General features: G+C 51.4%; 22 protein-coding genes. 10 read left to right on the forward strand and 12 right to left on the reverse strand.

What is annotated here, in order from left to right; all coding sequences use genetic code 11:
* Nucleotides 1-72: 72 nt before the first annotated feature.
* The 4 genes from AC5FX6_RS07885 to AC5FX6_RS07900 all read right to left on the reverse strand — a co-directional run bounded on the left by AC5FX6_RS07885 (nt 73) and on the right by AC5FX6_RS07900 (nt 5,044).
* Nucleotides 73-987, reverse strand: a complete 915-nt coding sequence (locus tag AC5FX6_RS07885) for a membrane-binding protein (protein ID WP_493596484.1) — start codon at nt 985-987, stop codon at nt 73-75.
* 132 nt (nt 988-1,119) lie between these two features.
* Nucleotides 1,120-1,734 (reverse strand): hypothetical protein, encoded by a 615-nt coding sequence (locus tag AC5FX6_RS07890; protein WP_493596485.1) that lies wholly within the window; start codon nt 1,732-1,734, stop codon nt 1,120-1,122.
* Nucleotides 1,735-1,869: 135 nt separating this feature from the next.
* Complete coding sequence (locus AC5FX6_RS07895; RefSeq protein WP_493596486.1) at nt 1,870-2,619, reverse strand: YgaP-like transmembrane domain; 750 nt, start codon at nt 2,617-2,619, stop codon at nt 1,870-1,872.
* Nucleotides 2,620-2,791: 172 nt separating this feature from the next.
* Nucleotides 2,792-5,044 (reverse strand): Tex family protein, encoded by a 2,253-nt coding sequence (locus tag AC5FX6_RS07900; protein ID WP_493596487.1) that lies wholly within the window; start codon nt 5,042-5,044, stop codon nt 2,792-2,794.
* A 237-nt stretch (nt 5,045-5,281) separates the two neighbouring features.
* On the opposite strand from AC5FX6_RS07900, the gene AC5FX6_RS07905 reads away from it, so the two are divergent.
* The 4 genes from AC5FX6_RS07905 (at nt 5,282) to AC5FX6_RS07920 (ending at nt 8,528) form a co-directional block, all read left to right on the forward strand.
* The gene (locus tag AC5FX6_RS07905; RefSeq protein ID WP_493596488.1) at nt 5,282-6,634 is read left to right on the forward strand and encodes a neutral/alkaline non-lysosomal ceramidase N-terminal domain-containing protein; all 1,353 of its coding nucleotides are present in this window, start codon (nt 5,282-5,284) and stop codon (nt 6,632-6,634) included.
* Nucleotides 6,635-6,844: 210 nt separating this feature from the next.
* Nucleotides 6,845-7,084: a hypothetical protein gene (locus AC5FX6_RS07910; RefSeq protein ID WP_493596489.1), complete on the forward strand. Its 240-nt coding sequence runs from the start codon at nt 6,845-6,847 to the stop codon at nt 7,082-7,084.
* A 145-nt stretch (nt 7,085-7,229) separates the two neighbouring features.
* Nucleotides 7,230-7,805: a hypothetical protein gene (locus AC5FX6_RS07915; RefSeq protein ID WP_493596490.1), complete on the forward strand. Its 576-nt coding sequence runs from the start codon at nt 7,230-7,232 to the stop codon at nt 7,803-7,805.
* A gap of 141 nt (nt 7,806-7,946) precedes the next feature.
* Nucleotides 7,947-8,528: a hypothetical protein gene (locus tag AC5FX6_RS07920; RefSeq protein WP_493596491.1), complete on the forward strand. Its 582-nt coding sequence runs from the start codon at nt 7,947-7,949 to the stop codon at nt 8,526-8,528.
* 77 nt (nt 8,529-8,605) lie between these two features.
* Here the strand turns inward: AC5FX6_RS07920 and AC5FX6_RS07925 are convergent, their stop codons facing one another.
* Nucleotides 8,606-9,094, reverse strand: coding sequence for a peroxiredoxin (locus tag AC5FX6_RS07925; protein WP_493596492.1), 489 nt, complete (start codon nt 9,092-9,094; stop codon nt 8,606-8,608).
* A gap of 133 nt (nt 9,095-9,227) precedes the next feature.
* Here AC5FX6_RS07925 and AC5FX6_RS07930 point away from each other — a divergent pair, with 133 nt between their 5' ends.
* From AC5FX6_RS07930 to bla, 4 genes are all read left to right on the forward strand, one after another.
* Nucleotides 9,228-9,920 (forward strand): glycosyltransferase family 2 protein, encoded by a 693-nt coding sequence (locus AC5FX6_RS07930; protein ID WP_493596493.1) that lies wholly within the window; start codon nt 9,228-9,230, stop codon nt 9,918-9,920.
* Nucleotides 9,921-9,939: 19 nt separating this feature from the next.
* Complete coding sequence (locus AC5FX6_RS07935) at nt 9,940-11,415, forward strand: cellulose synthase family protein (RefSeq protein ID WP_493596494.1); 1,476 nt, start codon at nt 9,940-9,942, stop codon at nt 11,413-11,415.
* Nucleotides 11,412-12,770 (forward strand): MptA/MptB family glycosyltransferase, encoded by a 1,359-nt coding sequence (locus tag AC5FX6_RS07940; RefSeq protein WP_493596495.1) that lies wholly within the window; start codon nt 11,412-11,414, stop codon nt 12,768-12,770. The genes AC5FX6_RS07935 and AC5FX6_RS07940 overlap by 4 nt, the downstream gene beginning before the upstream one ends.
* A gap of 333 nt (nt 12,771-13,103) precedes the next feature.
* Nucleotides 13,104-13,886, forward strand: coding sequence for a subclass B1 metallo-beta-lactamase (bla, locus tag AC5FX6_RS07945; protein WP_493596496.1), 783 nt, complete (start codon nt 13,104-13,106; stop codon nt 13,884-13,886).
* A 44-nt stretch (nt 13,887-13,930) separates the two neighbouring features.
* Here bla and AC5FX6_RS07950 read toward each other — a convergent pair whose 3' ends face one another.
* Nucleotides 13,931-14,614, reverse strand: coding sequence for a DUF2461 domain-containing protein (locus AC5FX6_RS07950; RefSeq protein ID WP_493596497.1), 684 nt, complete (start codon nt 14,612-14,614; stop codon nt 13,931-13,933).
* 203 nt (nt 14,615-14,817) lie between these two features.
* On the opposite strand from AC5FX6_RS07950, the gene AC5FX6_RS07955 reads away from it, so the two are divergent.
* Nucleotides 14,818-15,984 carry a L,D-transpeptidase family protein gene (locus tag AC5FX6_RS07955; protein WP_493596498.1) on the forward strand — a complete coding sequence of 389 codons (1,167 nt, stop codon included), beginning with the start codon at nt 14,818-14,820 and terminating at the stop codon, nt 15,982-15,984.
* A 3-nt stretch (nt 15,985-15,987) separates the two neighbouring features.
* Here AC5FX6_RS07955 and AC5FX6_RS07960 read toward each other — a convergent pair whose 3' ends face one another.
* Genes AC5FX6_RS07960 through AC5FX6_RS07980 form a run of 5 tightly spaced genes read right to left on the reverse strand, consistent with a single transcriptional unit; the run spans nt 15,988 to nt 19,193 of the window.
* The gene (locus tag AC5FX6_RS07960; protein WP_493596499.1) at nt 15,988-16,593 is read right to left on the reverse strand and encodes a TIGR04282 family arsenosugar biosynthesis glycosyltransferase; all 606 of its coding nucleotides are present in this window, start codon (nt 16,591-16,593) and stop codon (nt 15,988-15,990) included.
* Nucleotides 16,586-17,161 (reverse strand): rhodanese-like domain-containing protein, encoded by a 576-nt coding sequence (locus AC5FX6_RS07965; protein WP_493596500.1) that lies wholly within the window; start codon nt 17,159-17,161, stop codon nt 16,586-16,588. Before AC5FX6_RS07965 ends, AC5FX6_RS07960 begins: the two co-directional genes overlap by 8 nt.
* A complete protein-coding gene (arsS, locus tag AC5FX6_RS07970) occupies nt 17,112-18,176 on the reverse strand; it encodes an arsenosugar biosynthesis radical SAM (seleno)protein ArsS (RefSeq protein WP_493596501.1) in 1,065 nt (354 codons plus the stop codon). Before arsS ends, AC5FX6_RS07965 begins: the two co-directional genes overlap by 50 nt.
* Nucleotides 18,177-18,179: 3 nt before the next feature.
* Nucleotides 18,180-18,515 (reverse strand): arsenosugar biosynthesis-associated peroxidase-like protein, encoded by a 336-nt coding sequence (locus AC5FX6_RS07975; RefSeq protein ID WP_188500166.1) that lies wholly within the window; start codon nt 18,513-18,515, stop codon nt 18,180-18,182.
* Between the two features lie 57 nt (nt 18,516-18,572).
* Nucleotides 18,573-19,193, reverse strand: a complete 621-nt coding sequence (locus AC5FX6_RS07980; RefSeq protein ID WP_493596502.1) for a DUF2064 domain-containing protein — start codon at nt 19,191-19,193, stop codon at nt 18,573-18,575.
* 254 nt (nt 19,194-19,447) lie between these two features.
* Here AC5FX6_RS07980 and AC5FX6_RS07985 point away from each other — a divergent pair, with 254 nt between their 5' ends.
* Nucleotides 19,448-20,812 (forward strand): NAD-dependent succinate-semialdehyde dehydrogenase, encoded by a 1,365-nt coding sequence (locus tag AC5FX6_RS07985; protein WP_493596503.1) that lies wholly within the window; start codon nt 19,448-19,450, stop codon nt 20,810-20,812.
* Nucleotide 20,813: 1 nt separating this feature from the next.
* Here the strand turns inward: AC5FX6_RS07985 and AC5FX6_RS07990 are convergent, their stop codons facing one another.
* On the reverse strand, nt 20,814-21,608 hold the full coding sequence (locus tag AC5FX6_RS07990; protein WP_493596504.1) for a YdcF family protein: 795 nt from the start codon (nt 21,606-21,608) through the stop codon (nt 20,814-20,816).
* Nucleotides 21,609-21,817 lie beyond the last annotated feature (209 nt).

Consider the following 21,817-nt stretch of genomic DNA (forward strand, 5'->3'; position numbering starts at 1 on the left):
TTAGCTAATCTTGCTACAGCCACATCAAACCACCTATTCCATCCACTCAATATTTTACAGCCATTACTAAATTTAGCTGAAATGCCCCACTTTTTGACCTCGCTGATTTACGAGCATGCCGCTGTCAGTCACAAACAAGCCCTGCAGGTATTCGCTCTCGAAATAAAAAGGGTAGTCACGGTTATTAGTGCGGGCCAGTTTACCGATAACGCGGGCGCCACGTTCCGTCATATGCACAAGTTGCAGCCTCGTAGTCAGAAAGAATTGCTCATCCGGCGCATTGTTGAACACTACTCTGCGCAACACGAGTCGGCTGTCCAGCCCCTGTGACGATGGCGCGGTTCTGACGCTCTGTTGCTGTTCCGGCTCATAAACCTGACTGCCACGTGTATCTCTTCCCATGGCATGTGTATCGCGTGGTTGCCCGCTGGTACTGGCTATAAGTTGTGCATCAGCATTTCGCCAGCCTTTGCTGATTGCTGCTAAGCGATAGCCGCGGCCAGGATGCGTAGCGGAGCTTCTTTCTTCGGATAGCACTTTTATGGCGGCCTGCGCCTCTTCCAAGCTAGCCCCCATCTTACGGAGCACAAACCCTGAAAATTCATCAGCTTCCAGTTCATCACCATGGTTACTGCCCTGTCGCGACAAGGTATGGCCATTGAGGTGGTGGCCGATCTCATGCGCCAGGATGCTCACGCCCGCCCAATCCGTATGCACGGCGTTGTTGATCGCAGCCAGAAAACGTTCATCGTACAAGATATAACGCTTGCCATTGTAAATCACAGCGGCGGCATTCTCAATATTTGCACTACGTACCTCAAAGCGTGGTTTCAGACCTATTACATCGATGATCTCACCTATCACGTCGCGGGGTGCGGCTTTAGTAGCGCCATATAGCGCAGGCGCAGGCACCGTCTCTGCCATTACGCCAACAATCGGTGTAAGGGCCAGCAGCAGTGCCAGGCTTATTCTCTTCAATTGATTCATATTATTTCCCTTTCTGTAAATGGATGTACACAGCATATCCAAAACGAAAAATGGGCGGAAGCTGGTATACCCTTCCATGCAAGTACTTTGCCAGAATTACGCTGTTTTATCCTTTGAAAGGCGCACTTACACCTATTCATGAAAGAAAGCGACTACGCTGGACGGCTTTGTAACCGTAATAAAAGCAGGTGATTCGATGTTGCCGACCGGCGTCTTGATCGTTGGCTTAATTTTGAGGGTGACGTGTTCCCGTATATCCGTTCGCTGCCCCAGTAGTGTGATCAACCTTGACAAACCAGTGTAATTTGGCAGGTCACCGTTTGAGGTCAGCCCGACAGGCGTAGCGATCGGCAGTTGATTCAGGCCCTCTTGCAGTACCATGGTCTCTTCAATAGTGCCAGTCAGGGCTTCCTCGCCATCTACTTCCAACAGCCATTTCATGCGGGTGATGGTGAGATTCCGTTCTGTTTCGCTTTGGTCCTGCAGGGTTACATGCAGCGCCAAAGTAGAGCTTACCTGCAGCGAATTGCTTGTTACAGCTGCCAGCAAACTGTCACGCTCTTCGTGCGAAAAACCGCGACGCTCCTGTATCCGCTGCTCTACATCGATGCCGTTCAGCTTGATATGCCGAACGCTTTGCAGGCTGTACTTTGCCTCCGTAAATGCCTTGATATCCTGTGCCTGCTGGCAGGAAAAACCAACCAGCAACATGACTAGCACGACAGCCAAGCTCCGTATTTTATTCATCCCTAACTGATTATTGTACATCTTGATAAGCAAATAACGCTCCAGTAGGTATAATCTGTTTCAAGTATAGCAACAAAAAAAGCAGGTATAGCTCATCGCCATACCTGCTTCTCCCTATAGTTATCGCTTTGCTGATCAGGTTGCCCCGAGCGGCTGATGGTGCTTATGCACATCCTCGCCAGTCTCCATGAAGCGCTTAAAGTACCGAAGGTCCTTCTCAACCATGCTCTTGAGCATAGGATTCAGCATTTTGGCAGCCAATCCGCCCACAGAGCCTGCCGGAGGGCTATAGGAAATCACAGCCTGCACAATGGTACCGTGGCCATCAGGAGAGTCAGAGAAGCGTACCTCACCGGCGTTGTCTATGTCAGCGTTGGGTAAAGAGCGCCAGGCGATCAGTTCGTTTTCCTTTTCGCTGATAATATCCGCATCCCACTCAATCGTACCGACACCTCCTGGTATCTTGGCAACCCAGTGTGAGCGCTGCGGACCGTTAGACTGCACACTTTCGAGGTGCTCCATGAACTTAGGCAGGTTTTCGAGCATGCGCCAGAACTGATATACCTCCTTGCGCGGACGCTGCACCGTGATGGTCTTGATGATGTCTACAGAAATATCCTCATTCTCGGCTGTGTCGCGACCGATCAGTTGGTTCATAGGGCAGAAACCGGTAAATCCTCTGAATAGCAGCAAGCCACCAGCCAGTGTTGTTAGCAAACCCGCCGTGCCGGACTGCCGCAGACCTACCAGTGCCATGGCGGCGCCACTTACTGCCGAGAGCACGCGTTCCGGACGGCTCACGTTAATGTGGCTCGACCCCGAGGCAGGTGGAAAAATATGCTCCGTCTGAAGCATTTTAGAATAATCAGGTTTATATGTATCCATAGCTTATTGGTTTTGTTCTATTTTGATATTATGGATACGTGCTTTGGGTCTATTATAGTTACTGTGAGTCGATTTTAATAGCACTATTTGATTTCAAGGAGCTTGCTTGCTCTAAACAACAAAGCCCCGGTTGATCACCGGGGCTTTGACGTTACTTGATATCAGGTTTAGCTTATTTAAATTTGCCTTTCAGCATGGCAAGTTTTGCTGCAAAGTCATTCATTGGTTCCTCTTCGCGCTTGGCGTTGCCTTTCTTGCTGCCACCTCCAGTTGGTCTGGCTGCGGCTGGGTCACCTTTCATGCTGAGAGAGATGCGCTTGCGCGGCACGTCTACTTCCAGTACCGTTACGTCCACCTTCTGCCCTACTTTGACCACGTCATGCGGATTGCTTACAAAGCGGTCTGACAGGTGACTTACGTGCACAAGTCCGTCCTGATGCACACCAATGTCAACGAAAGCGCCGAAAGCGGTGATATTGGTCACGAGGCCAGGTAGCTTCATGCCTTCGCGCAGGTCCTTCATCTCATTCACGCCTTCTGTGAAGCTGAACGCTTCAAAGGTCTGACGCGGGTCACGGCCCGGCTTGGCAAGTTCGCTTACAATATCCTGTAAGGTAGGCAGACCCACTGTGTCGGTTACGTAGTTCTTGAGGTTGATCTGCTTGCGCAGTTCATCTTTCTGGATCAGGTCCTGCACAGTTACGCCCAGGTCTTTGGCCATTTGCTCCACGATCGGGTAGCTTTCCGGGTGCACCGCTGAAGCGTCAAGTGGATTCTTGGCGCTGCGAATGCGCAGGAAGCCTGCCGCCTGTTCAAAGGCCTTGTCCCCAAGACGAGGTACTTTTTTCAGCTCAGCACGGCTGCTGAACGGTCCGTTCTGGTTGCGGAAGTCCACTATGTTCTGCGCAAGTGATGGGCCCAGACCTGATACATAAGTCAGGAGTTGCTTGCTTGCGGTATTTACTTCCACACCAACTGCGTTCACACAGCTCATTACCACATCATCAAGTGAGTGCTTCAATGCCGACTGGTCTACGTCGTGCTGGTACTGGCCTACGCCGATTGATTTTGGATCGATCTTCACCAATTCAGCCAACGGATCCATGAGGCGACGCCCAATGGACACGGCGCCGCGAACGGTCACATCCTGATCCGGGAATTCCTCGCGGGCTACGTCAGAAGCAGAGTAGATAGAAGCACCGCTTTCATTCACCATCACCACTTGAACCGAAGCAGGTAGTTTCAGGCTTTTCACAAACGCTTCGGTCTCGCGGCTGGCCGTACCGTTACCGATCGCAATGGCCTCTACCTCAAAGCGGGTCACCATATAGCGGACCGCCTGAGCAGCCTCGCTTTCCTTATGTTGTCCGGTATGCGGATAGATAGTCTCGTTATGCAGCAGTTTGCCCTGTTTGTCCAGTACCACTGACTTTACACCTGTTCTGAAGCCAGGGTCAAGCGCCAGAACGGTTTTCTGGCCGAGTGGTGAAGAGAGTAGCAACTGGCGCAGGTTGTCAGCGAATACGCGAATCGCCTCTTCATCTGCCCGCTTTTTGGAGCTGAGGCGCACTTCTGTTTCCATGCTCAGCTTGAGCATGCGCTTATAACAATCCTTGGCAGCCAGCTTCACCTGCTCTGAAGCCGCATTGTTGCCTTTCACGAACATACGCTCGAGTCTGTCAAGCGCTTCTTCTTCGTCTGGCTGTGCGCTGAGCAGCAACACCATCTCTGTTTCGCCGCGGCGCATAGCCAGAATGCGGTGCGAAGGGGCTTTCTCGATCGGCTCTTCCCACTCAAAGTAATCCTTGAACTTCTGGCCTTCCTCTTCCTTGCCCATCATCACACGGCTTTTGAACGTGCCCTTCTTCTCGAAAAGCTGACGCATGGTAGCACGTGCCTCGGCGTTCTCATTCATCCACTCGGCCATGATATCGCGAGCACCAGCTAAGGCTTCCTCGGCATCTTTCACCTCTTTCTCTTCTGAGATGAAGTTAGCAGCCTCAGCCGCCACATCAAAACTCTCCTGCTCAAACAGGCGCTGTGCCAATGGCTCGAGGCCTTTCTCACGGGCAATGGTAGCGCGGGTGCGGCGCTTCGGTTTGTAAGGCAAGTAAATGTCTTCGAGCACGGCCATCGTTTCAGCGGCCATGATCTGCGCCTCCAACTCCGGTGTCAGCTTCTCCTGGTCCCGTATGGACTTGAGGATGCTCTCACGTCGCTTGTCAAGTTCGCGTAGTTGTTCCAGGCGGTCGCGCACGGCTGCTACCTGTACTTCGTCGAGGGAGCCGGTCGCCTCTTTTCGGTAACGGGATATGAAAGGCACTGTGGCGCCTTCATCCAGCAATTTTGCCGTGGCTTCCACCTGCTTGATGGTGATGGACAGCTCGGTGGCAATCTTGATTAGGTGGTCAAGGTTTAATTCCATGTATTTGGGTAAAGAGTAATCTAAAGTCAGGCGGGAAAAGCACAGCCAAAGGTATAAACTAAGCCCTGCATGATTCGCCCGCACATTTTCCCCTGTTTCGGGATATACCTTCTTGCTTAAGGAACGTCAAATTTAAACGATATTGCCAGAAAGCGAAACAACTTAGTCGTGTAAATTGACCTTAACCCCTAACATACTGTCGCACTGTTTGCTTAATATTTTCATACCTTCGTTGACTTGAGATTCCTAAAACACGATAAAATCAGCCTGTGGGTGCTGTTCTGCCTGTTACTTTGCGCTTTGCAGGGCTGTGTGGTGCAGCGCATCGATCACACGCCCTATGTCCAGACAGACTATTACCGCCATACCTCGCAGGCGCTCGAAACGCAGCCCCCTGTTACAAGTCAAGCTGATTTGCTGCAGGTTGGTTGGGCCAAAGTGAACATTACTCCTCCTGTAGGAAGTCCGCTGGCTGGCTACGGCAAACGCAGAGGGCTCCGGTATACCGCAGTGCATGACTCGGTGTGGGTGCGTACTTTTGCTTTTGACAATGGGCAAACTGAAGTCATTTTTGTCGCGCTGGATATGCTCATTGCTCCCATGACGGTTGCTGCAGCATTGGAGAAAGAATATGCCGGGCTGGGCTTGAGTCCCGGGCAGGTATACCTGAGCGCTACCCATACCCATAGCAGTTTCGGGGGATGGGGGCAGAAGTTGGTGGGAAAACTCATGGCCGGCAGGTATAGCAAGCAGCTGGTACAGCAGACCACTGCCCATATCATACAGAGTATACAGCTGGCCAGGCAAAATAAGCAGGCCGCACAGCTCGGTTATGGTACCGCCTACGCACCCCAGTTGGTTCACAATCGTCTGACAGGCTCAGTTGCTGGACGGGATTCCACCATTCGTTTTTTCAAGATAGAGCAGGCTTCCGGTAAGACAGCCGTCCTTGCCACTTTTGCGGCACACCCCACCATCCTGCCGTCCATGGACCCAACGCTTTCGCGTGACTACCCGGGGGAGTTTGTGGACCAGCTGGAAAAAAACGTGGATTTTGCCGCCTTTGCAGCCGGCGCAGTAGGCAGCCAGGGCGTAGTTCCCCCGCACGGTGATAGCTATGAAAGCACGGCTGCCGTGGGGCAGCAGCTGGCAGCGGCCATACAGGAGAAGCTGCAGACAGTGGCATTAAGTTCTACGGCCCGACTTGGCTATTCCAGGCATTCCCTTTTGCTGCCCAAGCCGCAGTGGCGCCTCAACACGGATTATCGTTTCTCCCCTTTTCTTTTTAACTGGCTGTTTGGCAAATACCCTACCTATATAAACAGTATGCAGTTAGGCGAAGCTGTGCTTTTGGGTGTTCCGGCTGACTATTCGGGGGAGCTCCTGCCCCGCCTCGAGCAGCAAAGACTTCCAGTACTTGTGACTGGGTTTAACGGTGGCTACATCGGGTACATCACACCTGACGAACACTATTCATTGAAGAAGTACGAAACACGCGCCATGAATTTCTACGGTCCGAAAAGCGGAGCATACCTGACAGAAATCCTGAGCAGAATTCTCCAGCTCTACAAGCGGCCTCAAAACAAATAACTGCTCTGTTAGCTATACCTGCACCACTCCCCCGAAGAGCATAAATTGATATTGGGCACCTTTTCAGCCGAATAAATCCAATATACAACTCCCATATCACTCATATTCATATCATTGTATTAAAATAGTTATAAACAAAACCGTTGATAAACGGGTTTATTATAATGTAGGCCTTAAAATCCTCACTTTGTGTTACTTAAATCTTTGAATATGGAAACGTTTTTGCCAGATATAGCTAGTATACTCTTTTTTATGACCTTTGCCATTTACTCTTTACTCGTGATTTTCATGCTTGTATGGACTTACCATGACGCTGAGAGTCGCGGTGTGATGGGATGGCTGGTTGTTATCCCGGCTTTTATGACCGGTACTTTGCTGGGGGTGATTCTCTGGCTGGTATTCCGACCGGCTCCAAAACCAGAGCCAGTATGGGTAAGAGTGCAAGAGTAGGTGATTTGATGATAGATTGTTAACCAGCAGCCAGGTAATATACCTGGCTGCTTTCGTTTTATACGTACCTCTAAGCACTAATCTGCTATTTTTTAGACTATCAAACGGATTAAGTTCGTTAATTTGCAGTATAGTCTATGAACAAATGAAGTCAATTCGCCTCCTCCTATACCTATCCCTGTTTGGTGCCTCCTTATGGCTCAGTTCCTGCAACGACTGTGAAACAAAAGTAGCTCAGTTTGAAAATGGCGACAATACCTGGACCGTGTATAACGCAAGGGATACCCTGCTCATGATCGACAGCAGAACACCAGATACCACTCGCGTGTTTGTAAATACCCGTATTAACTCCGATCCTATACCTGGCGAAGGATTTGGCCCGGCTGATGTCTGCATCGAGCAATATTATACCCGGCGCACCAGTGTCATGCAGCATGCGAACCGGCGCTTCCCGGCATTAACGGTGGTAGCAGTTCGGATGCCCGACTCTATCACTGTAAGTTTGGTGGTAGCTGGAAGGGCTGAACTTCGCATCCCGGATATCAACACCCCGAATCATGCGACTTATCCGGTTGGTGGCATCACTTACCGGAATGTGTACGATCTAGCAAACCCTGACAGCGGCCCAACTGATGTGAGCCGCATTCTTTTCAACCGTGAGTTTGGCTTTCTACAGGTTGCTTATGCTGATGGACGCACGCTAACGCGCACTGTTGATTAATCCTAAGGTTCAGGGAAACAGTTACAACATTTATTTTTGCACTAACTTGCAACGCTCTGCCTCCAAAATGGCTCTTCTCATTAGGTATAGCTATACCTGATACAAAGGAACAATTTACCATTACAATCAAATTACACCCTAATGACACACAGTATTAAACTTGTCGGCGTATTTATTCTGACAACCCTGCTCTTTACCTCTTGCAAAGATTGCGATACCACCACGACTCAATTTGACGAAAAGGACGTGGAGTGGCTGGTTTATGATCGTACTGACACAATCCACTTTTTGAACGAGGTCGGTGATACCGTGACGTATGCCAATACTGCGCTCAGAGCGGAGCAAGTGCCTGGCGAAGGTTTTAACATCTCTGATGAATGCATCGAGCATTTTGATGTGCAGGCTTTCAGTGTAATGGAAGATATCGCCAGAAGCAGCACAAATAAGAATGCTAGTCCGGGCATTGCCACTTACTTCCTGAAGCGCGAAAACAGCCTGGAAGTATCAGTAGCTGTGAATGAACGAGGCGAGTATAAATTGAACCTGGCTCAACCAACCTATCCTTCTGTTGAAGTAAACGATGTACTGTATAGCGATGTGTATGAAATACTAAACAACGATGCCAGCAAGGTGACTAATGTAAAGCGCATATTGTTTAACAAGCAGCGTGGTTTCCTGAGCGTAGAGTTCTACAATGACAAAAAGCTGGAATTGATTTTCTAGTCTGAAAAACCAAATACACAAAAGGCCCGGCGTTGTTCACACCGGGCCTTTTGCATTTATCAAATGATACAAATTATCTAAGCGTACTGGCTTACGCTATCATGGTTAATGTCGTACAACACGTCCAATACCTGCTGCACGTGCTCGGCTGGCTTAGAAAGTGAATTGAATACATACTGCACTTCTCCTTTTCTGTCGATCACGTAAATGGAGCGGCCTGGCATGATGCCAAACTTGCGCGGCACCCCATACAGGTTTCGGATCTGCGCATCGCAATCGCTCAGCAAGGTGAAAGGCAGACGGTATACCCGCTCAAAACGCTTATGGGCGTCGGCCTTGTCGTAGCTGATGCAAACGATCTCCGTTTCCAGGTCCTGAAAGGTATCGTAGTGATCCCTGAACTCACAGGCTTGCTTGGTACAATCAGACGAACTGTCCTTCGGGTAGAAATACAGTACTACGTTTTTCTTCTTCAACAACTCGTAAAGTCGGAAAAACCCTCCATCCAATCGCTGCAATTCAAAATCAGGGGCTTTATCTCCAATCTTAACTACTTCTCTACTCATAATTTAAAAAGCTACTCTCTAAAAACCTTTCGTCCACCGAAAGGTTCAATTTGCAAAGTTAACACACTTCTTACTACAAAAGCCATACCTGACCCTCAATAGCTTAGCATATTTTTTTTGCACAAATTGCAGCATGCCCCAAATCACCGTTATCATACCCGCTTACAATGAAGAAAAATCCATCGCACACGTTATCAATGACATACCTGCCGATTTAGTACAGGAAGTGATCGTGGTGAACAACAACTCATCAGATAATACCGCTGAAGTTGCCCGTGCAGCCGGCGCCACCGTGCTGCACGAGCCCCGGCCTGGGTATGGTAATGCCTGTCTCAAAGGTATAGCTTACGCCGCATCCAGGCCTGCAGCGGAGCAACCCGACATCATCGTATTTCTGGACGGCGACTACTCTGACTATCCCGGTGAGCTGCCGCAGGTCATACAACCTATTCTGGATGGGAAAGCGGACCTGGTGATCGGCTCAAGGGTACTGGGGCAGCGGGAAGCAGGTGCCCTGATGCCCCAGCAAATCTTTGGCAACTGGCTGGCCACTACCCTGCTGCGCTGGCTCTATGGCGTCCGGTATACCGATCTGGGACCTTTTCGGGCCATTCGCTTCAGCACCCTGCAGCAGCTGGGTATGCGCGACCGCAACTACGGCTGGACGGTGGAGATGCAGGCAAGAGCGGCCAAACAAAAGATCAGGTATGCGGAAGTGCCCGTGAACTACCGCAAGCGCATTGGCGTGTCTAAAGTATCGGGCACGCTCAAGGGCTCGGTGCTGGCAGGGTATAAGATTATATTAACTATATTTAAGCTCCTGTAGCCTAAACCAGAGCAGCCGCATGACAATTCCTCAGCTTCTTCTTGTTGCCGTGTATGGTCTTTGTCTGGCCTTCATCTTTTGCTACAGCCTGGTGCAATTGCACCTGACCTACCTTTACTGGACCCGTCGCAAAACGGTAGCGGAGGCTATACCTGACGAAAGCTATACCTGGCCTGCCGTGACAGTGCAGCTCCCACTCTACAACGAGCGCTATGTGGTGGAGCGACTGATCGACGCCGTGGCCGCACTAGACTACCCTCGTCATCTGCTGCAGATCCAACTACTCGACGACTCGACTGACGATACAAGCGAACTGATCCAGCATAAGATCGCAACCTATGCCAGTACTGGCTTACAGCTGGAGCACGTGCGTCGTCCTGACCGCAGTGGCTACAAAGCCGGAGCCCTGCAGTATGGTTTGCAGCAGGCCATAGGGCAGTTTATCGCCATATTCGATGCCGATTTTGTTCCTGAACCTGACTTTCTGAGGCGCACTATACCTGCTTTCACACATGAGCAAGTGGGTGTGGTGCAAACCCGTTGGGGTCACCTGAACCAAGACTACTCACTCCTGACCCGGCTGCAGGCCTTTGGGCTCGATGCCCATTTTACAATAGAGCAGGTGGGTCGCAACAGCGGCAAACATTTTATAAACTTCAACGGTACGGCGGGGGTATGGCGCAAAAGCTGCATCATAGACGCCGGCGGTTGGCAGTCTGATACCCTGACCGAAGACCTGGACCTGAGCTACCGTGCCCAGTTACGGGGCTGGCATTTCCGCTACCTGCAGGATGTCAAAGCGCCCGCCGAACTACCAGCCGCTATGGGTGCACTCAAATCGCAGCAGTACCGTTGGACCAAAGGCGCCGCCGAGACCGCCCGCAAGCACCTGGGCAATGTACTGCGTACGCCTATGTCCCTCCCTACCCGACTACACGCTGTTTTTCACTTGCTCAACAGCGGCATTTTTGTGTGCGTTTTGCTCACGGCATTGCTCAGTATCCCGATGCTATACCTGAAACACAGTGTACCGGGACTAGAATTGCTTTTTGCGATGGGTTCGTTGCTGATCATCAGTTTGCTGGCTTTGCTGGCTTTTTACTGGACTTCCCGCTATCAGCAGACTGCCTCGGCATGGCGTACCACCAAGCGCTTTATACCTGATTTTTTCCTGTTTCTATCGATGTCGATGGGGATGTCGCTGCACAACACGGTTGCGGTACTGGAGGGATACCTGGGCCGTAAAACACCTTTCATCCGCACGCCTAAGCACAACTTGCAACACCGCCACGACTCCTGGCGCCAGCACGCTTACGCCATCACGAGCATTCATCCGGTCACCGTACTGGAGGGGCTGCTCGCATGTTATTTTGGCTATGGCATTTTGGTGGCTTTTGAACTGCAGGATTACGGTCTGCTGCCTTTCCATGTGATGCTGATGCTCGGTTTTGGTTCTGTTTTCGTATACTCGCTCTATCATAGCCGCCGCGCATGACCCTCGACCGAAAGCACATAGTGACCTATACCTTACTGGGAATATCGGCCCTGGTATACCTGGCGCTCGGCTATGCGACGCCCCGCGAGAATTTCGCACAACTGCTGCTGCTCACGTTGCTGGCTTTCGGCATCTACGCCTATGTCACCAACCAGAAGCTAAATGTATGGCATGGCATCGGGGCGGGGTTGTTTTTCAGGCTGCTGTTCTTGTTTGCTGTACCTGCCCTGTCTGACGATTACTTCCGCTTTGTGTGGGATGGGCGCCTGCTCCTGGCTGGTGAAAACCCTTACCTATACCTACCGGCACAGTTTGTGGGCGAAGAAGCCGCTGCTATACCTGGCCTAACAGCCGAACTGTTTTTGCATTTGAATTCCCAGCATTACTTCTCGGTATACCCACCGGTTTTACAGGGGGTATTCTGGCTGGCAGCTGCCCTTTCCCCCGAAAGCCTAACGGGCAGCATGTTGGTGATGCGGCTGATTATTCTGGTTGCCGAAGCGGGCTCTATCCTGCTTTTGCTCCGCCTCCTGCGCCGTATGGCCCTCCCCGACCGCTATGTGCACATCTACGCGCTCAACCCGCTTGTGATACTTGAGTTGACGGGCAACCTGCACATGGAGGCACTGCTTATTTTTTTCCTGCTACTCACCCTGTACCAGCTGCATTACCAGCGCTACCACATTGCGGCGGTGCCTTTTGCGCTGGCTATTGGAAGTAAGCTACTGCCCCTTATGTTTCTACCTTTTGTATGGCGCAAGCTGGGCCTGAAGCGTTTTATCGGATTCGGAATGGTAATGGCAGCGGTCCTTTTTCTAATCTTTTTACCGCTGCTTTCGCTGGAGGTGCTGCACAATATCTGGCAAAGCATCGATCTGTATTTCCAGCGGTTTGAGTTCAACGCCAGTGTCTACTACCTGCTCCGCTGGGTGGGTTACCGACTGACAGGCTACAACCAGATTGCTGTGATCGGCCCCCTGCTTTCGCTGGCAACATTCGTTGTGATTTTGTCGATGGCGGCGGTGAAGAAGCTGGGTTCGGTGCGCCGATTGGCCGGCTATATGGCGGCGGCCCTCACGGTATACCTGCTGCTGGCCACCACGGTGCACCCCTGGTACATCACGACGCTTGTAGCGCTCACTACCCTGAGTCACTTCCGCTACGCCACTGTCTGGAGCTGTCTGGCTATTTTCAGCTACTCCGCTTACCGTACCAGTGCTTATACAGAAAATCTGTGGCTTGTGGCGCTGGAGTATACCTTGGTTGGACTTTGGCTACTGGCCGAGCTATACCTGTACCGCCAGCAGAAGAAACACGCCAACCTGCCCCGGCAGAGTGTTGTGCAAACGAAGTGATTTTTAAGCCTGATACCATCCACCGTCATGGAGAAACCTTCTTTTTCTGACCGTATTTCATGCTTTCCTGAACTATGGTCTGCCCGTGGTAGGCACGGAATCAGCCTTCAAGTTCTACTACATGATTGCCGCCTCTGCCGTCACAGTTTTCTGGAGCAAGATGCCCGGCTTAGACCCAGCGAAGAAACAGCGGATTCATTCTCATCAACTGCATTTAACAGGTGCTATACCTAAGCTAACATTGATTAATCTGTTAAATTAGCTGTCCCTGCTCCTGCTGAAATATTAACCTATGACTGGAGTTATAAATACAATGCCCATACTTATTTGTACATGAAACTTTACCACCTGCTCCTGCTCACGATGCTACTCTCCTGCCAATCTTCTAAATTAACTGACGGGAAGGCTGCTGCGGAAAGGATTAACTTAGGTATAGCCGCCAGCACCAGCCAGAGCTATTCCTCCGAAACATTACAGATATACCCAATAACAGATCAGGTATACCAGCATATGTCTTTTCTGGAAACTCAAAGTTTTGGCAAGGTTCCCTGCAATGGCATGGTGATCATTGATCAGCAGGAAGCGATCATCTTCGATACGCCGACCACAGACCAAACAGCAATGGAGTTGATCGATTGGGTAGAGAAAAGTTTGGGATGCCGGGTCAAAGCAGTTGTCGCCACACACTTTCACGACGATTGCCTGGGAGGACTGAAGGCTTTTCAGCAACGAGGTATTCCAAGCTACGCCAGCCATCGAACGATTGCCCTGGCCGAAGCAAACCAGTCAGCGGTACCAGATCGCGGGTTTGAAGAAATGCTGGAGCTGAAGGTTGGAGCTGAAAAAGTAACGATCCTATACCCTGGCAAAGGACACACGCACGACAATGTGATTGGCTACTTCCCAAAGGCGGAGACGATGTTTGGTGGCTGCCTGATCAAGGAGATGGGTGCTGGCAAAGGCAACCTGGCCGATGCCGACACAGCCGCCTGGCCAATCACAGTAGCGAAGTTAAAAGCATCGTATCCTCGTGTCAAGTTTGTAATACCGGGGCACGGCAAAGTGGGTGGCCCCGAGTTACTTGACTATACTTTTCAGCTTTTCAAACAAAAATGATTTGCCGCCGAAGTTAACATCTTCAGGCTTTGGCGAGCTCAATTTTACTCCTCCCCAATATCCCGTAGTGGTGCTGTCAGGAATTCATTGAACGGTTTTATGGCTTTAAATCCTTCCAACACCGTGTTTAGAAAGTCTTTGCTGAGCACCACTTTGTCTGGTAACGGCATGGTAGCGTTCCAGCTTTTGAAGCGGAGATACTCAATAGCGGGATTGTCTTTGTCGTAGCCTTTTGGTGTAGTCTTGAGCTGCTCGCCTTGTATGCTGCCAAACCGCTCCTTAAAGTCAGGAGCCTGGATAATGCGCTCCAGTTCGTCCATGTTGTAGTCGATCTCCTGCCGCACAGCTTTGAGATAATCAGCGGGTGGCATCCATAAACCGCCAGCCAGAAAAGAATTATTATTAGCGGCCAGGTGCAGGTAGTAGCCCGGCAAAATGGACTTGCGGCCCCCTTCGGCAACGTAAGCTCCAAAGTGATCTTTGTAAGGACGTTTGTCATTGGAGAAGCGTACATCGCGGTAAATACGAAACACCAGGTCCTTGCCTTTCTGCCCGATCGCTGCCGGCTCGAAATGGGCCATCTCTTCGAGCATCTCATCCAAGAAAGTCATGTAGTTTTTGCGGGCGGTCTCATAGCGCGGCTTGTTTTCCTGAAACCATTCACGGTTGTTGTTCTGTGTCAGATCGGCCAGAAAGGCCAGTGTGCTTTTGTCTATTGTTGTTGCCATGGGCTGGTTCGTCTTGCTTTTAGCGATGCATTGGGGGTTTATACTGTTTGGCTGGTGGCTTTGTTTATAGCCATACCTGACAAGCCAATTTATACCTTTCTCACGAGCAAACAAATCTCAGTAGTAAGCTGTTAAAACAGAGAAGGATACGTCATCTTTTAGCCGATTTCGTACATTTAATTACGATCGCTTAGCTCACGCACATGGCACGCCTGCTACTTCTTGTTTCGCTGTTTCTGTACTCGCTGCCGGGTATGGCCAGCGATTCTACGGAGGTATGGCTCCTCGTCCCAGACCAGAAGCAGCAACTCCGCCAGGCCATTGCGCATTATCAGGACCTGAGCAACCGCATTTGGCATACCTTCCCCAGCAACTTACTACTCCGCCCAGGCGACTCCAGCCGCCATGCCCCTGCCTTGCGCGCCAACCTGCTCCTGACCGGAGATCTCACCAGCCCGGACACGACCGAAAACACTGCTTTCTATACCCGCCAGTTGGCAGCAGCCGTCGTGCGATTTCAGGCGAGGCACGCACTGAAGGCAGACAGCATCGTAGGTCCGCGCACAGTGGCTGCGTTGAACGTGCCACCTCTCCAGCGATTGCGGCAATTGCAGAATAGCCTGTACCGCTGGGAAGCCTTTAGCCGCGACCTGCCTCAGCCCTACATCATCATCAACGTCCCGGATTATACCTTGCGGTTGATCGACCAAGACAGTGTCTTGCTGCAGATGCGCACGATTGTAGGCAAACCCACTTTACCGACTATTGTGAATCACACACTGCTGCATACTATTGTTTTCAACCCCTACTGGTACATCCCTAACTCCATTGCTTCCAAAGAAATCTTACCCCTGCTCAAACGCAACCCCGGCTATCTGGCCAGCCGGGACATGGAGCTTTTCCGGCCTAAGGCGTTGGGTGGGTGGCAGAAAATAAGCCCCTGGGATGTGGATTGGAGCACGGTGTCAGCCGCCGGTTTTGATTACCGCATTGTGCAGGTAACAGGGCCGCATAATGAACTGGGACAGATGAAGTTTCTGTTCGATACCCGCGTGAGCCAGTACCTGCACGATACCAAAGACAGGCACCTTTTCGAACTGGAGCGGCGGGCCTTCAGCCATGGCTGCATCCGGTTGCAAAACCCCGAAGACCTGGCGCTATACCTGTTGCAGGAGCGAAGCGGTCTTTCGAACCAGCGCATCGAAAAAGTACTGGCATCAGAGAAAGACGAGCAGTTCATCCGACTTAAAAAGCCGGTGCCCCTCATCATTGTATACCTGTCGGTATGGGTCGATGAGTTTTCAATACTGCAGTTTCGGGAGGATATCTATGGGTATGACAAGTTAGAAGAAGCACAGCTCGGGCAATAAGGGCTAGCCCAGTTCCGGCCAGTTTTCCTGCAGGTCTTCCATCCTGTCCACATCGGAGAGGTAAGGCAACAGCGCATGACTCAGGTGCAGGCGCTTAATGTCGTGGAGGGTGTCAGAGAATACGTGCTCTGTGCTCCAACGCTTGTTTCTGAAAAACTCGGGATGCAGGTGCTTCATGCCCAGCAGGTAGTAGCCACCGTCCAGTGCCGGACCGATCACCACTTCGTGCGACTGCAGTACTTCAAAAGCCTGGTTGATGATCTCAGAGGTTAGTTGCGCACAGTCGCTTCCGATGATCACAACGGAGGTATAGCCTTCGGCAAAAGCCACTTCAAAAGCCATTTTCATCTTCTCGCCCAGATCGCCTTCAGGGTGCTGTACCTTTTTTTGGTAATGCTGCGCAGGCCAAAGATCGTCCTGTTCTACTTTTTCGGAGTAGTACACTGCTTTGTCCATGGACAGATTTTGAGTGATGTCGCGGGTATGGCGGAGCAGGTGCAGGTAAATATCGAGTGCCATTTCAGGCCCCACACTGGCTGCCAGGCGTGTTTTCACCTTGCCTAGTTCCGGGTTGCGGACAAAGAGCATCAACAGGTTTTTCTCAGTCATAAACTTTCGTTCCTTTTCGCAGCCAAACACCCCAAGTGCGGGTATAGGCATGCACTTTTGTTGTCTGTTCATGCCCAACATAGACGGGCATCCCTTGGTTTACCCACTCAAACAGGCCTCCATGCAGATTTCGCACCTGGGTATACCCTGCCGCCTGTAGTTGTTCTCCTATCTTTTCGCTACGATAACCGACAGCGCAGTAGACCACAAGGGGCGTATGTGAGGGTACGTCTTTCAGGTCAGAAAGGTCAAAGTCTACGTAGCCCACATACCTCGCCCCGGGCAGGTGACTTACCTGGTATTCGCCTTTGCTGCGGGTATCAAGTAGCAGTGGCGCTGTCCCTTGCCTCAGCTGCTGCTGCACTTGTGTAACTGAAATCGTATCGACGCTGTGACTGTACAGCTGCCGGAGCATCAGCTGGTATGCGGCATCAGCGGGCTGATTGCAAGCCGGGAGTAACAGGCAGAGCGTGAGTACCAGGTATAGCCGATGATGCCAGGTATAGCGCATAGGCAGATCAGGTCGTAGAGCCACCGCAGCTGGAACCGGCACCGGCCGTGCAACCATAGCAGTGCTGGTTCAGCATGATCTGACGCCCGTCGAGCTGCGCCAGGTCGAAATTGCGGATGTGCTGGGGCGTGCCGGGCTGTACCTTCAGCTCCAGCATCTGGTTGAAGTCGCAATCGTACAGGGCACCGTCCCAACCCACCGAGATGGTAGTTCGACACATCACATTGGCCGCCGCCACAGGGTTGAAGGCTGTCACCAGCTTCTCCATGTAGCTGCTATAGTTTCCGCTTTCCACCAGGTAGTCAAGGTAACGGCTGACCGGTAGGTTGGTGATACAAAACAAATGATCGAACACAATGCCGTAAGCGCTCAGCAGTCGTCGCTTAAACTCCGCTTCCAGCGACTTTTGACTCGACGGCAGGAAAGCTCCCGATGGATTGTAGACGAGATTCAACTCCAGGCCGCTTCCCTCCTGACCGTAACCGACCTGATTGAGCATCTGAAGCGCCTTGATGGATTTCTCAAACACGCAATCGCCACGCTGGGCATCGGTGCGTGAAGCTGAAAAGTAAGGGAGTGAAGACACTACCTGTACCTGATGCTGTTTAAAAAACTCTGGCAGGTCGCGGTATTTGGGATTGGCCAAGAGGATGGTGAGGTTACAGCGCACGATCACTTGCCGCCCCATCGCTGACAGTTGCTCCACAAACCAGCGGAAATCCGGGTTCATCTCCGGCGCACCGCCTGTCAGGTCCACAGTGGTGAGTTGCGGGGACTTGGCCAGAGCATCGAGGCAGAGCTGCATCGTAGCCCGGGTCATGATTTCTTTGCGGTCCGGACCGGCGTCTACGTGGCAGTGGCGGCAGGTTTGGTTGCACATCTTGCCCACATTCACCTGAAGGATACTCGTACTGGTAGGTCGCAAAGGGTACAGCCCGTGTTCCTGCAGCTTGGATCCGAAGAGCGGGAAATCACCTTCCTCCGTTCTCGCATGCTGCAGCACCTCCAGTTGAAAAGCCGGGTTGGCAAACTGGTGCTGCTGCGCCTTCAGCGATTTAACAGGTATAGGCATGGGCTACATGGTTAGGTCCTTGATCTTATTCATCATCTGTACGCCGTGTACCAGCGCAGCGCCTCCTTTAATGGCAGCGGCCACGTGCACGGCTTCCATCATCTGGTTCTCGTCGGCACCTTTTTCGAGGCAGTCAGAGGTATAGGCATCGATGCAGTAAGGGCACTGCACGGCATGTGACACGGCCAGGGCGATCAGGGCTTTTTCGCGTTCTGTCAGGGCGCCTTCTTTGAAAACCTCGCCGTAGTAATCAAAAAACTTACGGCCCATCTCAGGCTGCAACTCGCTGATGTTCCCGAATTTCTTCAGGTCCGCCGGATTGTAATACGTATTCTCCATATAAAAATAAAGTCTTATTTACCTTAAAGGTAACAAGAAACCCAGACTCCTGTTTTGTTAGCTCAGAATTGCGCTGAGTTGTCTGTGTAGATGATGGTATACGGGAAGGATGTTCAGTTGGCGGGATAGGTCTGCACCGCTTCCTGCTTCGGTCTTTTCGTCGAGCACGGTCAGATTGCCCATGCTGGCCTGCATGCGGTAGCCGTAAAGCACCAGTTCGTTCAGCAGTTCATCGGATTGCCAGTTGAGCATGGCCAGTGCCTCGGGGTCGAAGCAGTCGATGTGAAGGCCTACCAGGTAAGCGCCGCCTTTCGTACCCGGACCCACCACCATGCGTCCTGTGCTAAGAGCCTCCTGTGCCAGCAAGAGGTCGGTGGAGGTAAGTTCTACGCAATCAGCACCTATGCAAATCACGCGCTGGTAGCCCATGGAGTAAACTTCCTGAAAGGCATTCGCAAGGCGCTCTCCAAAATTACTCCCCTCCTGCCGCTCCGGATAAATGACCACGAGCGGAATGCCGGAGCCTTTGGAAACAAACAAGGTATGCTGCAACAGCAGGTCAGCCGCCTGTTGGTTCAGTTCGGGGCCATGCTCCTCCGTGAACGTTTTATAGCGGATCTGCTGCTCAGAGGTCTGAGCAAACAGTAAGATGACGGTATCGTGTTGTGGCGTATTCAAGAAGGAAAATTTTAAATAAAGGGCATCCACGAAAGGATAAATTCTTTGTGAGACTCTATTGGAAGGCAATTTATAAAGAAACCATATATAAAAAAGAGAATATTTGCGAAAGAAGTAACAATAGCTGCATAATCCCGCAAATAGAACTTTAACAACACAATATTTAACCTTATTTCAATCAGTGACTTGCGTCCAGCAGCGTAAATAGTCGTGCTTCCGTATATTTACAGCAATTCAACAATAGACCTGAACAAATGGCCATACAAACAATAAACCCTGCAACAAACGAAGTCATCAAAACATTTGAGCCTCATACCTCCGAAGAAGTAGAGCAGAAACTAAGATCAGCTGATGCCGCCTTCCAACAATGGAAGAACACCAGTTTTGGGGAAAGAGCCCGCCTGATGAACCGTTGCGCTGAGATCTTGGAGGAAGATGCAGAAAAGTACGGACGCATCATTACACTGGAAATGGGCAAACCCCTCAAGGATGCCATAGCCGAAGTGAACAAGTGCGCCAAGGTATGCCGCTACTATGCCGAGCATGCCGCTGATTTCCTGAAAGACGAAGAAGTGGAGTCCGGCGCCAGCCGCAGCCTGATCGCCTACCAGCCGCTCGGGGTAGTGCTGGCTGTTATGCCCTGGAATTTCCCTTTCTGGCAGGTATTCCGTTTCCTGGCCCCAGCCCTGATGGCCGGCAATGCAGGCGTGCTCAAGCATGCCTCCAACGTGCCGCAGAGTGCGCTCGCCATTGAGGAGATTATCCGTAAGGCCGGATTCCCGAAAGACATCTTTCATACCCTGCTGGTTGGCTCCAAAGAAGTAGATGCCATCATCGAGAATCCGATCGTAAAGGCTGTCACCCTGACTGGCAGCGAAGGCGCTGGTTCTAAAGTAGCCGAGAAGGCAGGTAGCGAGATCAAGAAAACCGTGCTGGAACTGGGCGGCAGCGATCCGTTCATCATCCTCGAAGATGCCGACCTCGAAGCGGCGGCCACTACCGCCGTCAAATCACGCATGGTCAACACGGGCCAGAGTTGCATTGCTGCCAAGCGTTTCATTGTGGTGGAAGGTATAGCGGATGACTTTTTGGAGAAGATGAAAGCGAAAATGCAGGCCCTCCGTACCGGCGATCCGCTCACTGAAGACTGCGATTATGGTCCGCTAGCCCGAAAAGACCTGGCCGAAGAACTGGAGGAACAGGTACAGGAATCCATTAAAAAAGGCGCTAAAGTCATCTTGCAGGGTGGCCACGAAAACAAAGACTCAGCCTATTTTAAACCGATGATCATCCAGGATCCAACCCCCGACTCTCCTGCCTATGAAGATGAGTTGTTTGGCCCGGTGGCGATCGTATTTGTGGTAAAAGACGAAGCAGAAGCTATTCGGATAGCCAATGATCACAGGTATGGACTGGCCGGCACTGTGTTCACAGGTGATCAGGAACGAGGTTTGCGTGTCGCCCGTCAGGTAGAGACCGGTGCCATGTTCGTCAACGCCATGGTCGCCTCAACCCCCGAAATGCCCTTCGGAGGCATCAAAAAGTCAGGCTACGGCCGCGAACTCTCCTATATCGGTATCCGCGAATTCACTAACCAGAAGAGTATTTGGGTGGGGTAAATCAAGCATACCCCACCACTTTATAAATCACAAAGCCCGTTACTTCGTGGATGATGCGATGCCAGAGCCGGAAGGCGTCAGGGTTAGGTATGAGCAGCTCGTCTGGGGTATAGCGGAGCTCGGTGGTGTAGAAATCGGTTGGGAAAACATCGGTGGCTATACCTGCTTTGTCGAAACAGGCTTTGGAACGGCGCATATGGAAGGCGGATGTCACAAGCAGACGGCGCTCCATCTCCGGATGCTTCTGTAGCACATCGCCTGTGAAGATGGCATTCTGGTAGGTGTTGTCGCTTCGGGTTTCGATGATGATGTCCTCTGCGGGCACACCTGCCAGCAGCAGAATTTCCTGTAGCATTTCGGCTTCGGGCCGACGGTCCATGGCTACGGTGCCTATACCTCCCGTGATTAGAAACTTATCTACTTTGCCCATGCGGTAGAGCTTCAGTGGATGCAGGAACCGGTCTGTACCCTTATTGGTGTGCACCCGGTCATCGGCAAAACCACGCGCCTGGGTCACGCCCGTCAGAATAATGGCTACGTCGTAATGCTCCACCTGCTCCATCGGAATACTTTCATATTCCCAGGCTCGCATCGTTACGTTTGCCAAAAAAGGGTTTGAGAAGACCAACAGGAGTACCGTAGCCGACACCAACGAGTATCGCCGCCATTTAGCTGATCGCAGGAAAATTGCCAGCAGCAGCAGTAAAGCAATCCAGATGATCGGCATCAGTAAATACTGCAGCAGCTTGGAGAGGATAAAGAACATAAAGCTTGTCAGGTATAGAAGGTGCCGCAAAGGTATAAAAGGCAACGCATCCCTGAAAGGCTAAGAATCTCAGTAGTGATCTGAGTTTGCAGTGAAAGAAGCATGAGGGACTAGGCCTCTTATACCTATTCCATCAAAAGTAATGAGGCCGTATAAAGCCTTTACTAACAGCTAAGGTATAGCCGTGTGCTTTTGTAGCCTGACTTAGACTTCGCCAAACTATTCCTTGCCAAATAGCC

It is taken from the genome of Pontibacter sp. LHS2 (assembly GCF_058932845.1).